The following is a 15,930-nucleotide window of genomic DNA, read 5'->3' as shown; positions in this document are numbered from 1 at the left end:
TCAGATCGGCAGTTCGATGTCGTCCGCCGCTGCGGCGGCGTTGCGTTCGATGTCGGTCAACTCGTCGGCCCGCAGGGTCAGCTGGTAGTGCCGGCGCGGGTCCCAGTCGTCGAACTGGTCAACTCGGTCGAAGACGTCCGCGACCAGCTTTTTCAGGTAGATGCGAGGTGCCACTCCCACCTGGCCGCCGAGGGCCCCGGTGACCGCTCGGGCCAGCAGGGCCAGATATTCGTCGTCGACTCGGGAAGTCACCGGGGCGCTGCCGTAGATGGCGCGTACCCGTCGGCCGAGGTCGACGAGCGCGTCGGTGGTGAAGCCCGGTAGCCGCAACTGGGTGGCGCGGGGGTTGTCCCAACGTGGTTCCGGGCCGAAGTCGGTGGCGAGTCGCTGGGCGAGGGGCGCGAGCCGCTGCACGCCCTGTGGCCCGTCGTAGAAGGCGGGCGTCCCGGTGATCAACACCATCAGTCCGGGAAACCGGTCGGCGTGCACCTCGTCGATGAGCTGACGCAGCGAGTTGAGGGCCTTGTCTCGGGCGTCGGAGCGTACTCGTTGCAGCGTCTCGACCTCGTCGAGCACCAGCAACAACCCTTGGTGCCCGCTGTCCCGCAGCACGGTCAGCAGGCCGCGCAGAAAGCTCAGGGCGGCGTAGTGGTCGAGGTCTCCCTTGACGCCTGCCGCCCTGCGCGCCGCCGCCGCGACGTGTGGCTGGCCACCCAGCCAGGCTGCGAGGCCGTCCGCCGTGGCACGGTCGGCACCTGCGCTGGCGGCCCGGTAGCCACGCAGCGCCGCCGCGAAGCCCGGGGTGGTCCGGGATATCTCCCCCAGCCGGCGTTCCAGCAGATCGTTCACCGCTCGGTCGAGGGCGTCCGCATCGTCCTCGGCGATCGTGCCGCCGGAGAGTACGTCCTCCTCGAGCGCGAAGATCCAACCATCGAGTACGGGCCGGAAGGCGCTGGGCGCGAACTGCTCGGTGCTCAGGTGCTCGATCAGGCGCCGGTAGACCGTCTCCATCCGGTGCAGGGGCGTTTCCAGTTCCGAGATCTGTACCTCGGCGGCGGCGAAGCCACGCCGTTTGGCGCGTTCCGCGAGCCAGCGGGTGAAGAATGTCTTACCCGCGCCGTACTCGCCGCGTACCGCCTTGAAAACGCTGCCGCCCTCGGCCACCCGGTCCAGGTCGTCGTCGAGCGCGGCGGCGAACCGGTCCAGCCCGACGGCGAGCGCGTCCAGGCCGTTGCTCGGCACGACACCGCGCCGTAGGGCGTCGATGATGTCCCGACGGCGACGGGCGGAGATTTCTCCGGTCACCGCGACTCCAGCTCGAACTGCTCGATCAGCAACGTGCGGTTGAGGTGAACGGTCTGCCCGTCCGTGTCGATGGTGAGCACGGGATAGCCCTCGACCTGGAGCAGCCGGCGCAGCGCGGTGAGCGTGCCGGTGATGCGGTGGGCGGGGATCCGGGCCCGCGCGGCAAGGGTGTCGAGGGTCGCCCGGTCGCCGCTGGCGAGCAGGGTACGCAGCAGCGCGGCGACCCGTTCGTCGGCGAGCGGCAGCCGGGGGTCCCGCCGCTGGGCGTACCGCTCACTGGCCAGCAACGCGGTTACCAGGTCAGGTGCCTCCTCGGGGGCCGGCTCGGCGGCGGCCGGCACATCGTCCGGCGGTGCGGCGGCTGGCACGTTGATCAGATCGAAGAGGCCCTCGGGCTGATGTTCGGCGGGGCGGCGCGAACGGCGGCGGGTTGCCGGCGCAGCCGATTTGTCGGATTTATCGGGCAACGGTTCACGCCACCAGTCCGGGCTGGCCACCGGCGCGCCGGCCCAGCCGGATGGGGCGAGATCCTCACCCGGGGTCAGCACGAGCAGCGGAATCACCGCCTCGGCCGCCGAGGCGCCGCCGTGGTAGCCGGCTTTGCGCGGTCCGTACCGCACCTCTTCACGCCACGGCACCACGATCTCACCACCGGCGAGCGCCACCCGGCTGCCGGCCAGCCTGACCTCGGCGTCACCGGCGGGCGTGCTGGCAGGGCGCCATCGGTTTTCGCTGCTTGGGCTGGGCAGGACCGTCCCGTCGGGCCCTCGGTCGACGACGTGACCGTGGTCGGAGACGACCACCACCACCCGATCGGTCACGGTGGCCAGCAGGTCATCGACGGCGGCAATGGTTTCCGTTCCCCAGACGGTGATGCCCGGTTCGCTGCGGTCGAGCGCGTCGTCGATGGTGTTGACGACGGCGGCCACGACCGGGACCGCGGCGTCCTCGATGGCGGCCAGCACCTCCGGATCAAGCGCCATTCCGGCGCCGGCCCGCAGCGACGCCTTGTGCAGCAGCCGCCCGGTCGGGAAGCGCTGCTGGAACGCTTTTCGTTCGGCCTGCTGGCCGCCGGTGGCGATGTGTCCGCTCAGCAGGCTGCACCGGCTGACCTCGGTCACGGTGGGCAGCGCGGCCAGGATGCCGGTGCGGGGTCCGCCGGCGGGGGTGAGCTCCAGCCAGGCGCCTCTGCGGGTGACCGACTCCGCTACCTCGGTCGCCGCCGCCACGCCCATCCCGTCGAGCACCAGCAGCAGAACGCGCCGCCCCTGGTCGATAATCGGCTGGACCACCCGGTCCAGCACATCCTCGACCCGCAGCAGGGCCCCGGGTTCGCTCTCGGCGCCGGTGGCGGCGGCGAGCAGGTCGGCGAACTGGTGGTCGTGCCGGGAGCGGCGGGAGTCCACCGCCTGATGCAGCAGCCGGTACGCCGCGCCGACCTGGGCGTCGGGGTCTCCGGCGAACACGTCGAGCCGAGCCCGATCGACCCACCCGTCCTGTCGGATCTGCCGGTGCAACGCGTCCAGCAGCGTCCTTGGCGGGGCGTCGTCGGGTGTGCTCAGCCAGCGCAGCAGGCGTACCGCCATCCGGGCGGTCTCCAGCCGGCGTGGTTCGGCAGCGCGGTGCTCCTCCACGGTGGCCAGTGCGGCCTGCGCCCGGACCACGGCGGCCGGCAACGCGGCACCGCCGGCCGGCACGGCGAGCCGGATGGCATCGGCGAAGGCCCGCAGTCGCTGGAGGAACCCGCTGGGCAGGATCGCCGATGCGCCGAGCAACTCGGTGACGCCGATCTCCCTGGCGATCGCCTCCGCTCGCCGCAACATCCGCATGGCCTCGGCTCGGCCATCGGCGTCGAAGGTCCGGTAAATCCATGCCTCCGCGGCCCGGTGCAGCGCCTCGGCCTGGTCGGCGGTCAACGAAAGCCCGCCGAACCTCGGCTCCAGCCGGGTCCGGCCGACCGCCGCCGCGACCTCACCACGACCGGTGGCCGACCAGAGTAACCCGGCCAGCAGCCCCAACGGGATGACGTCCACGCCGTGCCCGGCCCGCGCCGCGGCCATGATTCCCGGAACGGCCCGGCCGGCGACTCCGGTCAGGTACGCGGTGACGCCCTTCGCCACGATGTCGGACGCATCCATGAACCGCCGTTGCCGGACGGCGTCGGTGCTCCACTGGACCAGGCCGCTGTCGTCGAGTGCGGTGGCGGGCAGGTCGAGTAGTTCGGCGGTGAGGCTACGCAACGCGTGGTCGCGGGTAAGGAGGGTGCCGGGCGGCGTCGGCCAGCCCTCCGGCGGGGCGTAGTCGCTGAGTGCGTCGGCGACCCAGCGGCCCGTCCGGACCAGCATGGGATCGTTCTTGGCCACGCCGCCGAACAACTGCCGGACAAGGTCCCACGGGTCGATCTTGCGTACGGTCTGCTTGCTGAGATGGGCGAGAAGGCCCTCGCCCAGTTGGCTCTCCGTCAGGTCGGTGAGGAGCACCAGCCGTTCGTCGTCGCGGCGGTCGTGCAGGGCGGCCCGGGCGGCCAACGGGGTCGGGCACGGCACCACCCGGATCCGGGTATCGCGCACGGTGAGCAGCGGGTCGGCGGGCCAGTCCGGACGGGCGGCCAGCGCGATGACCTGCGCCGAGTCCGCCTCGGTCAGCCACGCCTCGACCTTGCGGCGGACCGCCTCCGGTGTTGCGGCATTTACCGGGGCACTCATGACTCGACCCAGGTGACGATGATCTGCCGGCCGGCGGCCACCGCCGCCTCGATCTCGGCGGCGACCTCTTTCCAGGTGGCCACGTCGGAGATCTCCCGCTGCCGAGCGCCGGTGCCAGCGCCCTCAGCCGGGTGTCCACCACCGCCCGGCGGCAGCTGCGCAGCTCCGGCCTGAGCCGCGCCCTGACCAGCATGGTCCGCTTCGGGCCGCCGATGGCCGGGCACCAGCACGCCGCCGCCGGTCACCGCAATGCCGCCCTCCGTCGCCGCAATGCCGCCGCCCGTCGCCGGCCCCTCCCCGTTCGACGGCTGAGGCGTCGTGGGAGGTGCGCTCGGGCGGGCCGAGGCATCGGCGGCGAGCAGCGCGGCGGCACCCCGGACCGCCGTCCGGAGGGCCGCGACCAGATCCTGTCCGTGCTGTTCGTGTTGCACGACGCCACGCAACTGACCGATGATCTGGCGCGCCTGTTCGTCGTAACCGATCCGGGCCGACACGGCGTTAAGCAGCGACCACTGGTGATCCTGCCGAAGGGCCCGATTGAGGCTGCCAGCCTGACTGAGTAGCTCGCCGACGGCCTGGTCGTCGATGTCGCCGAAGTCGGCGGCGGCAACGGATTCGACGAGCACCACGTCGTCCCGTTCGGCGGCGATGTCGGCGACGAAGCGGGCCGCCCGCCGCGCGGTGGCGAGCCGTCCGACCGGTGCGGCAGCGTCCAGCCCCAGCACCTCGGCGTGCGTGGTCAGCTCGTCGACCAGTTCGGCGGCGGCCTCCTGGCGCTCCTTCGCCGCCTCGCGCAGGGTGCTGGCGAGCGTGCCCAGGTTGGCCGGGGTACGCCAACCCGGCAGAACTTTGCCAAAGAGTTTGCCCCCGCGCTGCACCGCCTCCGCCCACGCCTGCTCGTCGGGCATTGGCGGGTGCCGCAGCTCCATCTCGTCGTCCCGCACCGCGGCCACGCTTGTCACGTCGACCTTGCCGCCCCGGTAGTACCAGGCGAGCTGTTGTTCCAGCCCGAAGACCAGGATGATCAGATTTTGCAGGTCCCGGTCGAAGCCGAACGGGGCCGGCACGTCGATGAGTTCCCGCAGCCGAGCCACCGGGAATCGGTCGGTGTAGCCCTCGTTGGCGGCGGCTTGCAACAGGTGCCGGCTCCACCGGCTGGTGGAGGTGGTGAGCACGTACCGGCCGTCGTTCACCTCGCCGAGCCCGAGGTTGTTGCAGACGCGACGCAGGGTGCGCTGGTCAGTGGGGTTGGGCACGCTGACGCCGCGCGCGGGGTCGGCGGCGGCCCGGGTGGCGTACTCCAGGATCTTGGCCAACTCGCCTCGGGTGACCGGCTTCTCGTCGTCGGGCATGGCCGGGCGGCCCGGGTAGGACCAGGCGAGCAGTTCCCCGGTGAGGTGGTGGAACGCCTCGGCGAGCGTGCCGCCACGCGGGTCGCCGAGGTGCAGGCCCTCGCTGAGGGTGTGGAACACTCCGACGCTGTCGTCGCGCACGTCCGAGCCGTGCGAGGTGGCCGACCCGTACGCCTGCATCAGTGCGCCGAGCAGAGTGCTGCGCAGTTGCGACTGGCGTTGCTGTAGGTAGACGCGGCCCTGCTGGCGGTCCGCGAGGGACCAGTCGGCGGCGAGCGAGTTGAGCCGGTCGCCGGTGCCGTTGCCGAGCAGATAGTTGATCTTGGCGAGTTGGCCAACCTTCGCCATCATCTCGTCGGTCAGGAAGAACGGCAGCCAGAACACCGTCCGGGAGCCGCGTTCCAGGCTCTCGATCCGGGCCCGGTCGGCGCTGCGCTCGTAGCCTTCCAGGTCGAACGGGTAGTCGATGATCACCCGCCAGGCTTCCCCGCTGGCGATCAGCGCCGAGACCGGCATGGTGTCGGGGTCGCGCACGTTGCCGAACTTGACCTGGATGGTGTGCCGCTGGCCACGCCAGTCACGCGGGTGCAGCAGCTCACCGAGTTGGCCGTCGGCCCCGGTGATACCCATCTCGGCGGTGACCATCTCGCGGATCAACTGCTGCCGCACGCCAGTGGTGATGGTCTCCTTGTCGGGCACCAGGTCGAGCAGTTTGTCGTAGTCGACGGCGTGCAGCTTGAGTGAGAAGACCGGGTCGGGCGTCTTGGTGATGTGCAGTTCCCCGGCGCTGTCGGCGACCCGGTTGAGCCGGTTGCGGACGATTGATCCCTCGTAACCGGGGATCGGCGAGGTGATCGAGCCGAAGTTGAGCGCGTGCAGCTTGGCCGCGGTGAGGTTGTGCAGCGCCGGCACCTCGGGCACCAGTGCGCCGAGCAGCACCGTCTTGATCAGCTTGTCGTCGAGCTGAAACTGCTGGTGCCCGGCGGCCTGCTCCTCGCTGATGTTGTTGATGTTGAGCAGGATCGGCCGCAGTTTCTGGAGGTAGAGACTGCGGGCGGACTGGAACAACTGCTTGAGCTTGGGCCGGTCGGGCAGCTCGCCGTGCAGCACCAGCGGGTCGAAGAGGGCCGCCACGCCGATCAGGTCGTTGATCCGCAGGGTGTCGCGGCGGGCGACGAGCAGCTCGGTCATCACCTTGAGCGCGGTCCGCTCCCGCTGCAACGCCTGCGACAGTGCGACCAGGGTGGCGACCAGGGCTGGCGAGAACGGGTAGAGCTTGCGGAAGGCGGCGGCGTCGGAACCGATGCCGGCGTCGCCGTACTGGGCGCCGAGCAGCAGGGTGTCCCAGACCTCCCGGTTGCCCTTGACCGCGGCGAAGGCGTTGTCGATCACCGCCCGCCCCTCGTCGGTGAGTGGCTTGAGCAGCCGACCCTCGGTGATTTCCGGCAGGTTGGTGTCGGCCAGGACGATCTCGCCGAAGCGGCCCTGCACGCTGCGCATGACGTGCGCGAGGGCCTCCCGTTCGGTGCCGCCAACCTGCGGGCCGAGGAAGTCCTCCAGGTTGCGTTGCCGGGCCACGAAGGAGATCAGCGGCAGCGGCCGGGTGGCGTCGGCGGACTCCACCAGCTTGTTGAGCTTGGCGCCCTCGGTGTTGACGAAGACGTGGTCGCTGAGCTTCGTGGAGAGCCAGAGGATCAGTTCGTCGAGGAAGAGCACAAGTGCGTCGTACCCGAGGGCCTTGGCGTGTCGGGTGATCACCGCGAGGCCGGTGTCCAGGTCGAGGTATTCCCCGCTGCGCACCGCGCCGGTGAAGAACGTGCTGGTCAGGGCACTGACTAGCAGGTCCCGCTGCTCGGTGCCGGGCGCTGCGGCGGCTGCCGCGGCGTAGCGCTGCGCCGTCCAGCCGGCCGCCCGGGTGACGTGTGCGGCCAGCCCGGCGCCGGTGGCCAACGGCGCGCCACCGCCGTCGTGCAGCGCGGCGAAGAACGCCTCGTCGCCCATCCGCTCGCGCAGCCGGGCCGCGTCGTCGAGCAGCGCGTCCGACCGGTGTACGGCGGGCAGGGGCGCCTCGGGGTGCAGTGCGGTGACCTGGTTGAGGTACCCCTCCAGGATCGCCTGCTCGACCGAGCGGGCGTCGAGCATGTGGAAGGTAAGGGTGAGCAGTTTCCGGTCGCGCAGCCACGGGTCGGCGGCGAGCACCGGCTCGGCCAGATTCCGGATCTGCCGCGCGTCCGGGTTGTGCTGAAGGATCTCCCGAAGCACCGCCATGAAGTGCGACTTGCCGGAGCCGAACGAGCCGTGCAGGAACATCGCCTGGGAACGTCCGGTGGTGACGGCGTGCCCGATCCGCCGCAGCGCCTCGGCGAAGTTCTCCCGAAGCTGGTCGGTGACGACGTACCGCCGCAGATCGGCGCCCTCGGCCGCGCGGACGACGAAGTCACCGTCGCCCACCGACGTCGGGATTTCGATCACGTCCCGCAGCAGGGTCATCACCGCTCCTCGTTCCGCCGCTCCCCGTGACGCCGGCGTCACCGGCGACCCGACGATCCTAAGCCGTCTTCACGGCCATCCCCAGCCACCGGGCACCGCGGCGGCCGGGTCACAGTCGCAGGGCGGATACGGCGGCGTCGAGCGTGGCGGCCTGGGCGAGTGGCTGGAGGCCGTCGTCGGTCAGCCAGAGCCGGCAGCCCGTACGGTCGAACGCCGCCACCACCGGCTGCCCGGCGTAATGCCACCCGACGTGCCGCAGCAACTCGGTCGGGTCGGGCAGTGGTGAAGAGGGGGCCGTCTGCGGTGCGGGCACCGGCTGTTCCGGTGCGCGGGGCACGGCGGCGAGCAGGTGACTGTCGAGATGCTCGACGCAGCACACAACGGCGGCCTCGACGCTGGCGTGGCCCGGAGGGTACGACGTGACCTGCGCTTCCCGGGCGACGAGCCGAACGTCCCACTGCTCCCCCTGGATCTTCAACGGGTCACCCGCGTCGAGCCTATGGTTGCAGTAGGTCAGTACGGCGGTCAGGTCGAGGGCGTGGGCGAGCCGCAGCAGGTCGGTCAGGTGCGGCGCGTCCGGCGCGGCGGCCAGCACGAACAGCCGCGCCCCGGGCAGCCCGGCGGCGAGCTGCTCGACGTGGCAGCGCACCGGGTCGCCGCCGGGCTCGTGGATCGTCACGATCCCGTCCAGCAGGTCCTGCTCGACCGGCCAGTCCGTGTCGAGTCTGGTCAGGTCGGCTCGGCGTACCCCGAAAATGCCGGCGTAGCGGGACAGCCGCCGGTGCGGTCCGAGCTGATGCACCGGCTTGCCGTTGGGCTGATGGGCGACCACCGGGGCGGGCTCGTCCGGGTCGGGCCGCCAGGTTTCGTGGCTGACCTGGCGCCTGTCGGTCACGGTCACCGCCACCGCCGCCGGGATCCGGCCGCTGTCCCGGCAGGTCCGGCAGCAGCCCACCGAGGGGGCCAGGCCGGCACCGGAACAGTCCGGGCACTGTGGATCCGGTCCGGGACGGCCGAGCCGGCAGTCGCAGCGGCGCAGCCGGCTGCCGGGCCGGCAGTCCGGGCAGGGCCGGTGCGGAATCGGCTCCCCCCACCAGCCCGGGTCGGGTGGTTCGATGGCTCGCCGCAGCGACTCCGCGACGTACCGGACGATCTGCCCGGTCTCCCGCTCGTGCAACGTCTCGACGCTGCCGGTCGGGTGCAGCGCGGTGTGCCACCAGCGGCCGTCCCGCCAGATCGCCTGCGCGCCGGGCGCGCCCCCGGTCAGCTCCGCGAGCACGGCCCGGCCCAGCCGGTCAAGATCCATGACCTTGGGTACGTCGGCAGTCGGCATCGCCCGCACCGAATACAGCGGCGCGTGCCGTCCCCGTTCGTCCAGCCCGCACATGGCGGACCGGAAACTCGTGTCGGCGATCGCCGAGGGCAGGTCCCGGGCGTGCGCGTGCACGTGTGAGTCGAGCGGCACCGGACTGCCCGGCAGTTCGTACCGGATCTCCCAGACCAGCCCGTCGTAGCTGCGGCGGCGTGCCTCCACCACCAGGTCAAGATGGAGCAGGTCGGCCAGCGCACAGAGCCGGGACAATTCGGCCGCCGGATCGGGCGGTGGCGGTGTCACGCTGCTCCTCCCGACGAAAATCCACCACGGGTCGTAGTCGTGCCGGGCGAGCGCCTCCGCTTCCAGCACCCGCCGCTGTTGCGCGGGCAGCTCGGGCCGCCACTGCGGCGGCAGCCAGTACAGCGTGTCGTTCACCGAGCGCCACCCCCACCGTGGCCGCAGCCCGCGTACCCCGACGGCGTCGGCGAGCACCGAAACCAGCTCCTCCGTCCGGCCGGCCCGATCCCGGCCCGGCGGTGGGTCGAGCCGGCCGGGCACCAGCCGCCGCGACGCCGCCGCCCCGGTGTCCAGGTTGACCACCGTCACCACCAGCTGCGCCCGCCGCCGCCCACCGCGCGCACACTTGTGACACGGCTCCGCCACACTGCCGTCCCCACCACAGAGCCGACAATCGGCGTACGCCTCGTCGCGGTATTCGCCGCCCTCCACAATGTGCCGGTCGCCACCCCAGGTGCACTGGCACCGTCGCACCTGAAAGCCCAGCCCGCCACAGTCGGCGCAGTCCACGGTGTTCATTAGCGACCGCCCAACCGCCGCGCACAATCGCCGTCGTGGTCAGCCCGCAGCAGGCACCGCCCGCCACCAGGCAACAACAGATCGCAGAAAACCCGATGCCGTACGCCCTGCTCGTCCTCGGCCGACACGGTGATCTCCCCCGGGTCGAGCTGCGGCAGCGCCCGCGCCCAGCGGGCCAACACCCGGGCCAGCCGCTGCGCCGCCACCAGGTCGGCCGCCTCCACCGGCAGATGCACCACGTAGCGTTCGCTCACCGCCAGGCCTCCTGGCTCACCGGCCGCTGGTACGTCGGGCGCTGGTTCGCGCCACCCGGCCGCGCCTGCCCCCACTCGGACTGCCACCGCCGCAACGCGTCCCGGACCCGCGCCGCCTCCCGCTGCGACTCGGCCACCTGCCGATACGCGACCTCCAGGTCATCGGCCACCCGATGGAGAAACTCGGTCACCTCCGCCGGGTCATAGCCACGCCGCCCCAGCCGGAACCGCCGATCCCGCACCTGCCACGGCCGATAGCTCGCCGCCCGGTAACAGGTGCCGTAGCTCTCGCCCCGCTGCTCGCCTCGCTGCCCGCCCGGCCGCTTGCTGTGCTCCGCAGCGTGCCTGGTGTGCCCTGCGGGCTGCCTCGTGTGCCCTTCGGTCTGTCGGGTGTGCCTGGCGTCGTACCGGCTGGCTCGCCGCCGGAAAGGGATGCGCATGACAGACCTCGCTCTCGTCAGCGTGGGCGATGTAGACGGCGGGCCCATCGGCCCGCCGCGCACCGACGGACCCGCCACGCACCTGCCACCGCAGCCCTTCATCGCAGTACGGCACCAGGGCAGAAACGGCCCCTGACCAGCACCTCCACAGTGGCCGTGGAGAGAGTCAAGCATCGGCAAAGGTGAAATGCAACGTCTAACAATCGATGCTTGATCGATGACCGGCACACCTCGAACACACGCCGTGAAATGTCTATTGTTTTTTATACATCGTCACTGTCTAATTACGCAGAGGCACGTCGACAATGGCCACGACAGCGGAGGCGCGGAGTGTCACAGGCTGTAACCGGAACGACGATGTTGCGACGCCAGATCGGCCGCAAGCTCGAAGCCCTACGCAAGGCGGCCGGCCTCACCATGGAGCAGGCCGCCGAGGATCTGGACCGCGCTCGGGCAACCCTGCACCGCATCGAGAACGGCGCTGAGAACGTCCGCTTCCGCGCCGCCGACGTCAAGGAGATGCTCAACCTCTACGGTGCGTCGACAGAGGACACCGAACTGCTGTTGGCGATGACCGCCGCCACCCGGGAGAACAAGAACTGGTGGCACGACTACATCGGCTCCGGCCTACCCCGCTGGTTTCAGCTCTACATCGGACTCGAAGAGGCAGCAGCCAGCATCCGCCAGTACCAGTGCGAGCTGATCCCCGGACTCCTACAGACAAAGACCTACGCAGAGCAGCTCTTTCAGATGCCAGGCGTCCCGCGCAGCAACGATGAACGCGCAGAGCAGGAGCGTGCTGTCGCCCTTCGCGTGCAGCGCCAGACCCTGCTGACCCGCTTTGCTCCCCCACAACTGAGCGTGATACTCAACGAGGCGGTATTGCGTCGGCCCGTTGGAAGTTCCACGCTGATGGCGGAGCAGCTGCACCAGCTCAACAAGGCAGCCGAACTACCCAACGTGACCGTTCGAGTGCTGAAATTTTCGGCTGGACTACATGCGGGTGCGATGACAGGAGCGTTCTCGGTCCTGGACTTCCCACGCGACAGCAAGGGCGAGGAGGTAGAGCCGACTGTGACCTATCTGGAGACCACCACGGGAGCGATCTACCTCGACAAGCCCCACGAGACTGACGCATACAACGCCATCTGGGCGGACATGGCCAACCGCGCGCTCAGTGAGACGGAATCCCAGTCGTTCATCAAGACGATCGCAGAGGAGTATTCGCGTGCCTGACCTCACCAACGCCACTTGGCGCAAGTCGACTCGAAGCAACAACGCTGGCGAGTGCGTCGAGGTCGCGGACAACTTGCCCGGCGTTGTCGGGCTGCGAGACAGCAAGGACCCCGTTGGTCCCGTCCTCGCCTTCAGCCCGGCGGCCTGGACCACCTTCGTGTCGGGCGTCAAGCGGGAGAGCTTCGGCAGCTGAGCCGGTGGGCGCGGGCCGGTTACGGCGAGTAGGTCCGCGCCCCCAACCAGTCGTGGGAGCTTGATTTCACCCAGAAATTTTGATTCACGGTGAAATCAAGCCCAAGGAGCACCTCACCACCGGCAGCTCACCCAGCGCGACGATCTTTCCCGCTCGACGTCCGTTTCCTGACTGATGCGCAACCGAGGGCTGACGGAACGCCCATGCTCGGATAGTGTTCGTTCCGCCACGGATTCATGAACGTCGTGCGATGTCCTTTGACGTACAGCAGCTCGGGAAGGGGCGGCATGGCCAGTATCGAGCAAGTGAAGGCCGCGCTCGCCCAGGCAGCCGAGCAGAGCAACGCCACCACGAACCAGATCCGGGCCGCCATCGACGGCACCGAGCAGGTGCTTGCCCGGCTGCGTTCGGTCGCCGCTGGCACCGGGCACCCTGCTATCGGCGAGGCGATCGCCCGCGCGGAACAGAGCAAGCAGCGCTTGATTGAAGCAGCGACGACGCTTCAGGGCAGCACCCAGGCCGCCCGGCAGTACATCAGCGTCCTGGGCTGACCGTGAGCATCGGCGACGTCAAGGCGGTGATCGGCGAGGGAAGCCATTCCCTCGACCAGGCCGCCACAACAATCGAGGGCATCGGAACCGCTCTCAAGGACGTGATCCGCCCTGTGTTGGCTACCTTGGAGGGCAGCGAGCACCAGAAGGCGAGAGAAGCCCGCGCAGCGCTGCTTGCCGCAGAGCGCGAGGTTGAACTGACACTGCGCACCATCAAGAGAGCAAAGGACAGCGCCTCCTCGTTCGTCACCGAACTCGGATGAGCGGCCTCATCGCTCAGGTCGTCGCCCAGCTCAACTCCGCTGTCAAGGATCTGGATGCTCTCGCCATCCAAGCCATCCGCGCGAGGGAAGACATCGAGCAGGCGACCGGCTACCTCGCCGAAGGCGGTAAGGGCAGCAGCCATCCGCAGATCAAGGCGGCGGTCACCGAAAGTCAGACAGCAGCGGCGAAGGCTGGCAAACTCGGGCGGCTCAACAGCAATGCCGCCAGCCATCTCGCCGACTATGTCAACGCGATCGCGCCCGGCTCGGCAACCCGCCGTGATGCAGCCGGAGCGGCATCTCCCTCAGGCGAAGACCTGCTTGCAGACAGCGAGGAGCGAGAACTCGCCCGCAAGAACGTCGGGACGTTCCTGAGGCGTGCAGTCCGCAACGCAGACGAGCTACAAGATCAGGCAGCCAACGCGACCCGGGCGGTACAGCAGACAGCCAAGGTCGTACGGAATCCGAGTGGACCGGCTGGCTCACATTCGACCGGTACGGCCACCCCGAGTACACCGGCCTCGGCGGCACGACCAAAGATAGACGCACCGGATGCCGCCGGAAACCTCGTGGTCATCGGCCTCCTGGCAGGTGTGGCGATACACCGAATTACAGCAATCGCCAAAAAGAACATTCCGAGGACAAGGAGGCGTGGTCGTGACGAAACTGGGTGAGTTGATCCAGGCGATGGCCTGCGGTGATTGGGAGACGACCGACGCCCTCATCGCTGATCTTGACCGCGCCAACTGGGCTGACGGGCTCCAGGTGATCGGTGCCGCGTTTGCCATCGCCGTCAACCGACGCTTTGGAGCAGACGCCACACCTGCCGACATCGCTCAGTTCGTGGCCACAGCTCGGGCGAGCTATGAGGAGGGTGACAGCCTTCCCGCGCTTGAAATGGAAGGGCTGATCCGTGCCGCTCTCGGCGAGCCCGATCTAGCTGACAACATAACTCCGGACGTGGCATTGGGCGCGGAGTTGTTCGTCCTTACCCGGCTCTTGCAGGAGGCCAGCCTGACGCCGGAGCAACTTGACGCCTTCGTCGCCGAAGCGGAGCAGACCGCTGCGGAGTACATGTAGGTCCGGAGCCTCGCAAGCCCATCCCGTTTTGCTGCCGCTACACGCCAGCGCGCTGAGGGTGAGGGAACCCGGTCGGAACCCGAGGCGACGGATGGGCGTTGGACGCGGTGACGGTGTCGACGAGCCTGGGGGTGGCGATGGGCGGGCGGGCAGCAGCGTTACTCGTCAGTTTGGTGGTGCTGGTGGCCGGCTGTGCCGGAACGGCACCGGACGGCGACGGGTCGGCCGGCCACGCCTCGGACGGCCTGCAACGGTCTGTTGGGTCGCCTGATGTTCATCGGGCGTGGGAGTCATGCGCCGCCGCCGGGGCAGCCGATGGTGACCTCGAGGGCAGCCAGGATGCACTCGCGTTGCCGGTGCTCGGTGCGGATTTCGTGCCGGTGGCGGCGGTGGTCTGCCGGGGCGAAACACAGCAGCGACCGACCGGCGGATCGGACCTGGTTGCCGTGGAGGATCGGGCCGACGAGGTGACCGCGCTGGTGGCAGCCCTGCGGCTGCCGGACGACAAGCGCTTGGGTGACGGCTGCACGTTGGAGTTGCCGTTCGTGCCGTGGCTGGCGCTGTTTAACGCGCAGGGACAGTGGATGCGTCCCGGCGTGCCAATCGACGGCTGCGGCAAGCCACGCCAGGAGTTCCGCACCGCCTATGACCAGTTGGTGACCGAGCGGGTCAGCACGCGGGTGCTGCGAGAGCTGGAGTCGGATGAGGCGGTGGCCAGCGGATGCGCCCAGCAGTGGTCGGACATGGTGTGGGCGACCGGGCAGGACGGCGGCGGCCAGGACACCACGCCGGATGCGCTGCCCGACGCCGACGTTCGCGTTTGCGTCTACCAGGTTCCGGTCAGTGAACAGGGCGGCGGCAAACCAGCCGGTGAGTTCGAGTCGGGCGGACCACTCGCCGATCGGCAGTGGGCCGCGATCAGGCAGCAACTGACGACGGCGGCCCCGGCTGCCGCCTGCGATACGCCGGCCAGCCGCTTCGCGGTACTGCATCCGCCCACCGGGCAGATCTACATCGAGGCCGATGGCTGTCGGCGGTTCCTGATCGACGGAGGCACCGGCCCGGTGGTCTTGCGGCAGAACACCGCCGGGCTAATTGCCCTCGTCTTTGACCGATGACATCTCGGTCCGGGTAGAGACGCCGTCCGGTCGCCGCGTGGCGGCTTTGACGCTGGGCGAGGCAGGCACCACGATTGCCCGCGTGGAATCGAAGAGGTTGAAGGAGCGGGCGCAGGCGCTGCGGTCTGCCGGGAAGACGCCGAAGCAGATCGCCCGGGAGTTGGGCGTGACCCGTGCGGTGGTCACGCGGCTGGTTCGTGGGGTCCACGTCGTACGGCCCGCGCGCATTCATCCGTCGGAGTTGCCGCTGATGGGATGCTGGATCAGCCGGCAGTGGAGCAACGGGTTGAGCATCGCCGATCGGCCCGACGAGTGGGCGGACGACGAGAAACTGCCGTCGATAGCGATGGATGCCGGCCTGGTAAGTGTCATGGTCGTGCGCGCCGAGAACAACGCAGTGACCACCTGCGGCTTCCTGGTTGACACGTACTGCCTCGGGGTCAAGAATGCCCTGCCGCCGATAACCAGCGAGCCGGAGAGCCTGACGGGCACCGCGGCGGAATTCTTCGCCGCCTACGACACCGAGCCGCTTCAGGCGCCCCTCGATCTCGCCCGGCACTTGGTCTTCGGCTCAGTGGATTACGCTCGCGGCCTCGGCTTCGAGCCGCATCGTGACTTCTACAGCGCCGCGCCCTACCTCGGCGCCTGGGAGCCACCGAGCCGGATCACCTTCGGCCTGAACGGCAAGCCCTACTTCCAGCAGGGTCCGCACGACAACCCCGAGCGGGTTATGCGTACCCTCGACCGGACGGTCGGCCGCGACAACTACTACTACACAATCGTCCCGACGACACTCTGACCCGCACCTTACG

The 15,930-nt window shown here is 69.6% G+C and carries 13 protein-coding genes and 1 pseudogene; 8 read left to right on the top strand and 6 right to left on the bottom strand.

The annotated features are described in order from the left end of the window. The 6 genes and pseudogenes from brxD to AC507J_RS21440 all read right to left on the bottom strand — a co-directional run. Entirely contained in the window at nt 1-1,305 is a 1,305-nt protein-coding gene (brxD, locus tag AC507J_RS21465) for a BREX system ATP-binding protein BrxD (protein WP_496290969.1), read from the bottom strand. Further along, a complete protein-coding gene (gene pglZ, locus AC507J_RS21460) occupies nt 1,302-4,010 on the bottom strand; it encodes a BREX-2 system phosphatase PglZ (RefSeq protein ID WP_496290968.1) in 2,709 nt (902 codons plus the stop codon). The genes brxD and pglZ overlap by 4 nt, the downstream gene beginning before the upstream one ends. After that, complete coding sequence (locus AC507J_RS21455; protein WP_496290967.1) at nt 4,007-7,852, bottom strand: DUF6079 family protein; 3,846 nt, start codon at nt 7,850-7,852, stop codon at nt 4,007-4,009. The genes pglZ and AC507J_RS21455 overlap by 4 nt, the downstream gene beginning before the upstream one ends. Before the next feature lie 109 nt (nt 7,853-7,961). Continuing rightward, on the bottom strand, nt 7,962-9,983 hold the full coding sequence (locus AC507J_RS21450; protein WP_496290966.1) for a hypothetical protein: 2,022 nt from the start codon (nt 9,981-9,983) through the stop codon (nt 7,962-7,964). After that, nucleotides 9,983-10,237: a hypothetical protein gene (locus AC507J_RS21445; RefSeq protein WP_496290965.1), complete on the bottom strand. Its 255-nt coding sequence runs from the start codon at nt 10,235-10,237 to the stop codon at nt 9,983-9,985. Before AC507J_RS21445 ends, AC507J_RS21450 begins: the two co-directional genes overlap by 1 nt. Further along, nucleotides 10,234-10,515 (bottom strand): annotated as a pseudogene (locus AC507J_RS21440) (DivIVA domain-containing protein); the annotation flags it as partial. The gene AC507J_RS21445 and the pseudogene AC507J_RS21440, both read right to left, overlap by 4 nt. Before the next feature lie 519 nt (nt 10,516-11,034). On the opposite strand from AC507J_RS21440, the gene AC507J_RS21435 reads away from it, so the two are divergent. The 8 genes from AC507J_RS21435 to AC507J_RS21400 all read left to right on the top strand — a co-directional run bounded on the left by AC507J_RS21435 (nt 11,035) and on the right by AC507J_RS21400 (nt 15,917). Continuing rightward, nucleotides 11,035-11,913: a helix-turn-helix domain-containing protein gene (locus AC507J_RS21435; RefSeq protein ID WP_496290964.1), complete on the top strand. Its 879-nt coding sequence runs from the start codon at nt 11,035-11,037 to the stop codon at nt 11,911-11,913. Next, complete coding sequence (locus AC507J_RS21430) at nt 11,906-12,106, top strand: DUF397 domain-containing protein (RefSeq protein WP_496290963.1); 201 nt, start codon at nt 11,906-11,908, stop codon at nt 12,104-12,106. Before AC507J_RS21435 ends, AC507J_RS21430 begins: the two co-directional genes overlap by 8 nt. Nucleotides 12,107-12,393: 287 nt before the next feature. After that, a complete protein-coding gene (locus tag AC507J_RS21425; RefSeq protein WP_327024609.1) occupies nt 12,394-12,657 on the top strand; it encodes a hypothetical protein in 264 nt (87 codons plus the stop codon). Nucleotides 12,658-12,659: 2 nt separating this feature from the next. Further along, nucleotides 12,660-12,920: a hypothetical protein gene (locus tag AC507J_RS21420; RefSeq protein WP_496290962.1), complete on the top strand. Its 261-nt coding sequence runs from the start codon at nt 12,660-12,662 to the stop codon at nt 12,918-12,920. Continuing rightward, nucleotides 12,917-13,594: a hypothetical protein gene (locus tag AC507J_RS21415; protein ID WP_496290961.1), complete on the top strand. Its 678-nt coding sequence runs from the start codon at nt 12,917-12,919 to the stop codon at nt 13,592-13,594. The genes AC507J_RS21420 and AC507J_RS21415 overlap by 4 nt, the downstream gene beginning before the upstream one ends. Next, a complete protein-coding gene (locus tag AC507J_RS21410; RefSeq protein WP_496290960.1) occupies nt 13,578-14,000 on the top strand; it encodes a hypothetical protein in 423 nt (140 codons plus the stop codon). The genes AC507J_RS21415 and AC507J_RS21410 overlap by 17 nt, the downstream gene beginning before the upstream one ends. A gap of 98 nt (nt 14,001-14,098) precedes the next feature. Further along, complete coding sequence (locus AC507J_RS21405) at nt 14,099-15,118, top strand: hypothetical protein (RefSeq protein WP_496290959.1); 1,020 nt, start codon at nt 14,099-14,101, stop codon at nt 15,116-15,118. Then, entirely contained in the window at nt 15,108-15,917 is an 810-nt protein-coding gene (locus tag AC507J_RS21400; RefSeq protein WP_496290958.1) for a hypothetical protein, read from the top strand. Before AC507J_RS21405 ends, AC507J_RS21400 begins: the two co-directional genes overlap by 11 nt. Nucleotides 15,918-15,930: the final 13 nt, after the last annotated feature.

It is taken from the genome of Micromonospora sp. PRAS1 (assembly GCF_059553435.1).
Note: the sequence above shows the minus strand (reverse complement) of the source record. Positions and strands in the feature narration are given on the sequence as shown.